The organism is Limosilactobacillus vaginalis DSM 5837 = ATCC 49540 (genome assembly GCF_000159435.1).
GTDB classification, from domain to species: Bacteria; Bacillota; Bacilli; order Lactobacillales; family Lactobacillaceae; genus Limosilactobacillus; species Limosilactobacillus vaginalis.
In genome coordinates, this window is sequence record NZ_GG693412.1 from 408,313 (window position 1) to 415,644 (window position 7,332).

The 7,332-nt window shown below is 41.6% G+C and carries 5 protein-coding genes; 3 read left to right on the plus strand and 2 right to left on the minus strand.

Annotated elements, in window-relative coordinates:
• Positions 1-34: 34 nt before the first annotated feature.
• Positions 35-931 carry a DMT family transporter gene (locus tag HMPREF0549_RS01820; RefSeq protein WP_003716552.1) on the minus strand — a complete coding sequence of 299 codons (897 nt, stop codon included), beginning with the start codon at positions 929-931 and terminating at the stop codon, positions 35-37.
• A gap of 79 nt (positions 932-1,010) precedes the next feature.
• Complete coding sequence (locus tag HMPREF0549_RS01825) at positions 1,011-1,904, minus strand: DMT family transporter (protein WP_003716553.1); 894 nt, start codon at positions 1,902-1,904, stop codon at positions 1,011-1,013.
• A gap of 339 nt (positions 1,905-2,243) precedes the next feature.
• Here HMPREF0549_RS01825 and HMPREF0549_RS01830 point away from each other — a divergent pair, with 339 nt between their 5' ends.
• From HMPREF0549_RS01830 to guaA, 3 genes are all read left to right on the plus strand, one after another.
• A complete protein-coding gene (locus tag HMPREF0549_RS01830) occupies positions 2,244-4,334 on the plus strand; it encodes an LTA synthase family protein (RefSeq protein ID WP_003716555.1) in 2,091 nt (696 codons plus the stop codon).
• Positions 4,335-4,567: 233 nt separating this feature from the next.
• The gene (gene coaA, locus HMPREF0549_RS01835; protein WP_040530723.1) at positions 4,568-5,491 is read left to right on the plus strand and encodes a type I pantothenate kinase; all 924 of its coding nucleotides are present in this window, start codon (positions 4,568-4,570) and stop codon (positions 5,489-5,491) included.
• A 93-nt stretch (positions 5,492-5,584) separates the two neighbouring features.
• Complete coding sequence (gene guaA, locus HMPREF0549_RS01840; RefSeq protein WP_003716557.1) at positions 5,585-7,138, plus strand: glutamine-hydrolyzing GMP synthase; 1,554 nt, start codon at positions 5,585-5,587, stop codon at positions 7,136-7,138.
• Positions 7,139-7,332 lie beyond the last annotated feature (194 nt).

Consider the following 7,332-nt stretch of genomic DNA (forward strand, 5'->3'; position numbering starts at 1 on the left):
TGACGAGAACTTAGGTTTTTGTTTTAAATGTAGCTTAATCTTGTACTCTTAGCTTTGAACTGCGGAAATTAAACTGCATAATCACGTTAGCCATAATAATTAGTAAGCCACCAATAACTAATCGTGGTGAAAGCTGGTCGTAGCCGAGAATAACGGAAATGATTGTTGCAAAAAATGATTCGCTCATCAAAATCAAACTGGCAGAAGTGGCATCAGTGTACTTTTGTGCCCTAATCTGGATTCCCCGGGCAGCAAAGGTAATCACCACAGCAATGATTGCCAGTGGGAGAAGTGCTTGAAGCCACTGAATATGGCCAAGGGATGCCCGTTCTGTTGTCAACGCTAATGGGGTGCCGCAAACTACTTGGACAACCCCGATTAACGTAATGATAATCCACGGACTAGATGCTCGGCTCGCATATTTACCGAAAATGATAATTTGCAATGCCCAGAAAAAGGCGGAGAAGAAGGTGATTAAGTCGCCTGATTGAAGAGACCAACTACTTCCTGTAATCCCCGTTAGAATTGCCATTCCAGCGAGTGATAGCGGAATCGCAAAAATGATTTTAAGCTGTGGTCGTTCGTGCCAAAAAATCCATAAAATTAATGGAGTCAAGATAACGTAAGTCACGGTGATGAAGGAACTCTTGGCCGGTGTCGTAGATTGAAGGCCGAGTGTTCTTAGATAATAACCGCAAAAGTTAACCAGGCCAACGATCAAGCCCACTTTGATGTCAAAACGGGTGGCTTGGCTTAATTGACGATGAAAAAGGATGATCCCGCCAGCCACACACATGGCGCCGCGAACTGCATTGATGGTCCCCGATTGCATTCCGGCATTGACCACCATTTTATTGAAAATATAGGTGCTCCCCCAAAGAATGGTTACAAAAACAAGGAGGAGGTTAGCAACTGTTTTGGAAAGCTTCATCAGCGTGCTCCTTTCAACTTCCAGAAAATTCCTAGTTAAAAGATAATTGCAGAGTACCAATTGTTGATCCGAAATGCAATTAATTAGTCCGTTTTAAGAATGGGAGGCGGTGAAGATCAGTTTGCATAATAGCGTTGGCGAGAAGCAGGATTGCTCCACCAATGATTAACGAATGAGTTAAGGAATCGTATCCTAAAATTACTGATAGGACACTGGCAAAGAACGATTCAAGCATCAGAAGCAAACCAGCAGATGTAGCGTCGGTATACTTTTGGGCAGTGATTTGCAGCCCTTGAGCGACAAAAGTAACAAGAATTGCGAGCAGGGCAACCGGAATTAGTGCTTGGATCCAGTGGATGTGGGCAAAAGTCTGCGTTTCAGTAGTAAAGGAGACGCACCAACCAGCGATCCCTTGAATTAACCCAATCATAAAGATGATTATCCAGGGACTTGAAGCTTTAGAGGCAATTTTACCGAAGAAAATTAATTGGAGGGCCCAGAAGATTGAAGAAATGAGAGTGAGAAGATCACCGTAGTTTAAGGCTAATCCAGTAGCCGTAACGTTGGTTAAAATGCCCATCCCAATTAACGCTAACGGAATAACAAAGTAGGTTTTTCGTCGTGGCCGTTCGTGCCAAAAAATCCATAAGAGAAGTGGTGAAAGGGCAACATACATGGTAGTGATAAAGGCGTTTTTGGCTGGCGTGGTAAAACGGAGACCGTCAGTTTGTAAGTAATAGGCGACAAAGTTAGTAATCCCCATTAATAGGCCTGCCTTGAAATCAAACCAAGTCATTTGCCGGATACTCTTATTAAAGACAATCAGGCAGCCGACCACACACATCGTCCCCCGGACAGCATTAATCATTCCTGACTGCATTCCAGCATTGATTGCCATTCGGACGAAGATATAACTTGCACCCCAGAGAATGGCGACGGTTAGTAAGAGTAAATTAGCCTTACGTTTTGACATTAAGATTCCTCCCCAAAATATTTACTATCCTAGTATAGGGTATTTTGTTGCAAATGCAACAAATAAAAAGAAGGGGATTGTTTTTGGTAGCAGGGTTAAGGAACTCCTTCCTAGGCAACATAGTCAAGATCTACTCGCCAGGAACTTGCTAGAGCTAACAACCTCCCTCCCAGATGCTTTCAGCATCCAGTCGGGAGAAATTGTTAGCTTTCCGCAAGTTCTCTGCTGGCTCGCACTCTACTTTATTCTTAATTTTTTTTGAAATAAGTTTTTAAAGGTTGCTCGCTCTAAATTGTTGTAATATTGTAAGTATTGATATTTTTTAATGGAGGAACGATTATGAAGACAGCGTTGCAGAAGCTCTGGCACGGCTTGAATACCAAGCTTGGCTTTTTTCTGCTAGTAGTACTCCTGTTTGCAATTAAAAGTTACTGGGCATATAGCACTGAGTTTAATTTAGGTGTTAAGGGGAGTGTTCAGCACTTTCTCTTGGCATTTAATACTATTCCTGGTGCATTAGTCTTTCTGGGGATTGCCTTATATTTTAGGGGACGGCTATCGTACTGGTTGATGCTGATTATTAATGCATTACTCTCAACCTGGCTGTTCGCTAACATCCTGTACTACCGTGAATTTTCCGATTTTATTACATTTAACATTATTAAGGGTTCAGGAGCAGCCTCCAACAACCTGGGGACGAGTATTCTAGGAATTATTCGTCCAGAAGATTTCTTGGTTTACGCTGATGTGATTATTCTTGCATTAGTACTCCTGTTCCATGTTGTTCGGGTTGATATGCGGTACTTTAAGATTCGTTATGCAATGACGATTACCGCGTTAGGCTTTGTCTTATTTGGCGTTAACTTGGGGATGGCTGAATCAAACCGTTCACAATTGTTGACTCGGACATTTGATAATAACTACATTGTTAAGTATTTGGGATTACAGGCTTACACTATTTATGATGGGGTAAAGACAACCCATAACAGTGTGGTTAAGGCGAAGGCAAATAAGGAACAGCTAAAGCCAGTGCAAAAGTTCTTAAAGAAGAACTATGCTGGTCCAAATGTTGAATATGAAGGGACCATGCGGGGAAAGAATATCTTCGTTGTCCACTTGGAAAGTTTGCAGCAATTTATGATTGATTATAAGCAAAATGGTCAAGAAGTAATGCCAAACTTGAACAAGCTGTACCATTCATCTAATACTCTGGCTTTTGATAATTTCTTCCACCAGGTTGGTCAAGGAAAGACTGCCGATGCCGAAATGATGCTGGAAAACTCCCTTTATGGTTTGCCAGAAGGTTCAGCAATGGTTACTGACGGAACAAACAACACGTTCCAATCAGCACCTGCTTTATTGCACCAAAAGCTGGGTTATACGACAGCTTCGTTCCACGGGGATGTGCCGAGTTTCTGGAACCGTGATAATGCTTATAAGTCCTTTGGGTACCAATACTTCTTTAGTAAGAGTTACTATCCAAAGGTTAAGGATCAGGAATTGGGTTACGGATTGAAGGATAAGATCTTCATGAAGGAATCAATGCACTATGTAGAACAGTTGCCACAACCGTTCTACGCAAAGCTGATTACTGTTACTAACCACTATCCATACATTATTGATAAGAAGAATACCTCGATTGATGCGTGGAAGACCGGGGATGACACGGTTGATCACTATATCCAAACTGCACATTACCTTGATCAATCAATTGGTGAATTCTTAGATTACCTGGATAAGTCTGGCTTGCGGCAAAACAGTGTCATCATTTTGTATGGTGACCACTACGGAATTTCAAATAATCACCGGCCGGCAATTGCTCAAATCTTGGGTAAGAAGAAGGTTACTAACTACGACTTGGCAATGTTCCAAAAGGTGCCATTCATGATCAATGCTCCTGGTCTTAAGGGCGGAATTGACCATACTTACGGTGGTGAAATTGATGTTCTGCCAACCCTTGAAGACCTATTAGGAATTAGTTCCAACAAGTACATTCAATTTGGTCAGGATCTTCTCTCTAAGAATCGTAACCAAATTGTGCCATTCCGGAATGGTGACTGGGTAACGCCAAAATACACGAAGTATAACGGCGATTACTACCACACTTCCACTGGAAAGCAGATCAAGAACCCAACGGCAAAGGAACAGAAGCAGTTTGACAAGATTCAAAAGTACGTCACAACTGAGTTAGGGTTAGCCGATAAGGTAATGAATGGTGACTTGATTCGGTTCTACAACCTTCCAGGATTCAAGAAGGTTAACAAGAAGGACTACACTTACAACATGAAGAAGAGTCTGAAGAAACTGAAGAAGGATCAGAAGAAACACAAGACGAGTGTGAAGGCAAAGAATAATAATCAAAGTACTTACGATGATTACTCGACTGACGCACCGGAATTGAAAGATCAGAACCCTAGTTTCCCAGATTAGGGTATATAAAATGAAATTATCAAATATAAAATAAGATAAGCAAATATAAACAGGTATGTTATAGCCGATTAATTGATTACGGTTCCTCGTTGTGGCTTTGTCCAATTATCATTACCATTCTTTGCTGAATTTGTTGATAAGTATAACCAAGAACACTTTCTGATCTAGTCATCCTAAACTATGGTATGATTATTGTTAATCGCTTACATTATTTAATGAAGGAATCAGTAACTATGAATGAATGGATGAATTATGAGCAATTTGATCGACAGGAATGGCATAGCTTCTTTCCGACAGATACGGTTCGTTTGAGCCAGGATAACCTTGATGAGATTAAATCGCTTAATGATCGAATTTCAATTGAGGATGTTCAAGATGTCTACTTGCCACTAATCAAGCTGCTTCAGTTGCGCTTTCAAAATCATCTGGAATGGCAGATGCAAAAGGCTAATTTTCTCCACCAGAAAAGTGAACGGGTCCCGTATATTATAGGGATTGCGGGATCGGTTGCGGTTGGCAAGAGTACGATTGCCCGTCTGCTAAGTATTTTGCTAAACAAGCTTCTCCCAGATAAACGGGTCGAATTAATGACCACGGATGGTTTCCTTTATCCAAATGCCGAATTGAAACGACGGGGGATTCTGGATCGGAAAGGGTTCCCTGAATCGTATGATATGGAGAAGCTGTTGCGTTTTATGAATGATATTGAGGCTGGTAAGACAGTAGTAAAGGCACCGACATACTCACATCAAGTGTATGATGTGATGCCAGACCAGCCGTTAGTTATTCGGCAACCAGATATTTTAATCGTGGAAGGAATTAATACCCTTCAGCTGCCATCTAGTCAGCAAATTTATGTTAGTGACTATTTCGATACTGCAATTTATGTTGACGCTGATGCTGAGCAGATCGAAAAGTGGTACCTGCAACGGTTTGGGATGTTGTTAGATACGGCGCTTACTGATCCGGATAACTACTATTATTCCTATTCCCAGGGGCCGCGAGAAGAAGCGTTTAAGATGGCGAAGAATGTTTGGCAAACAGTTGATTTACCAAACCTCACTGATTATATTTTGCCAACTCGTAATCGGGCCAACATCATTCTTCATAAAACCGCTAATCACGTGGTTGATCGGATCTACCTAAAACGCGGTTAAAAAACGAACTAATAATGACCATTGACCATTAAACGTTTAGCTTGTAAACTTAGTTGTTAAGAAATAAGAAATTCAGAAAAGGGAAGTGGCAACGTGGCAAAATTAAACTTGGATGCTTTCGATAAGATTATCGTGCTTGATTTTGGTAGTCAGTACAATCAATTGATTACCCGGCGTTTGCGTGACTTTGGGGTTTATTCTGAGCTCCTTTCACACAAGATTACCGCTGATGAAATCAAGAAGATTAACCCGAAAGGTATTATTTTCTCTGGTGGTCCTAATAGCGTTTACGACAAGGATGCCTTTAAGGTTGATCCTGAAATCTTTAAGTTAGGTATTCCAATTTTAGGAATTTGTTATGGGATGCAATTAATGTCATACGATCTTGGCGGTAAGGTTGAAAAGGCCGATAACTCCGAATATGGTCGTGCTGATATTGAAGTCTTAAAAGATGATGCGGTATTGTTCAAGGGCTTGCCAAAGAAGCAATACGTTTGGATGAGTCACGGTGACTTAGTAACCAAGGCTCCTGAAGGCTTTGAAGTTACCGCAACCAGCAAGAACTGTCCAATTTCCGCAATTGCTGATAACAAGCGGAAGTTCTACGGGATCCAATTCCACGCTGAAGTACGGAACTCCGAATATGGGTTAGATATCCTTCGGCGGTTTGCTTTTGATGTTTGTGGTGCCAAAGACAACTGGACAATGGATGACTTTATCGATCTGCAAATTGACCATATCCGTCAAGAGGTTGGTGACAAGAAGGTTATCCTGGGTCTTTCCGGTGGGGTTGATTCTAGCGTTACTGCCGTACTGATCCACAAGGCAATTGGTGACCAATTAACTTGTATCTTTGTTGACCACGGTCTGTTACGGAAGAACGAAGCCGATCAAGTAATGAAGGCCTTGAACAAGGATCTTGGGGTTAACATTATCAAAGTTGACGCTGCTGACCGCTTCCTCGGTAAGTTAAAGGGTGTTACTGATCCTGAAACAAAGCGGAAGATTATTGGTAAGGAATTCATCGAAGTCTTCAACGAAGAAGCAAAGAAGATTCCTGATGCTGACTTCTTAGCACAAGGAACTCTTTACACTGACGTTATTGAATCTGGTACTGACACCGCACAAACAATCAAGTCTCACCATAATGTTGGGGGATTGCCAAAGAAGCTTGGCTTTAAGTTGATCGAACCATTGCGGAAGCTCTTCAAGGATGAAACCCGTGAATTGGGTGAAAAGTTAGGGATCCCACACGAATTAGTCTGGCGGCAACCATTCCCAGGTCCTGGTTTAGGAATTCGGGTAATTGGTGAAATTACTCCTGAAAAGCTTAAAATTGTTCGTGAAAGTGACGCAATCCTGCGTGAAGAAATCAAGAAGGCCGGCTTAGACGAAAAGATTTGGCAATACTTCACTGTCTTGCCAGGGATTCGTTCAGTTGGTGTTATGGGTGACGGTCGGACTTACGACTACGCGGTTGCTATTCGTGCCGTTACCTCAATTGATGGGATGACTGCTGACTTCGCTAAGATTCCATGGGAAGTCCTTCAAAAGATCTCAGTTCGGATTGTAAACGAAGTCGATCACGTTAACCGGATTCTTTACGATGTCACGAGTAAACCACCTTCGACTATCGAGTACGAATAATGTTATAGGATAATATGAAGAGGGAAGCCTAAGATAACGGCATTTGTAGAGGTTCAAATTTGGTAGAATTGGCAGTTTATTGCAAGTTGTCTACCAAAAGTCTACCAAAAACATCAATAGATAATACCGCAAAAGGTACTACGTAATTTGAGCTTGCGTAGTACTTTTTTTGTTATTACATTGGCACGCCATTG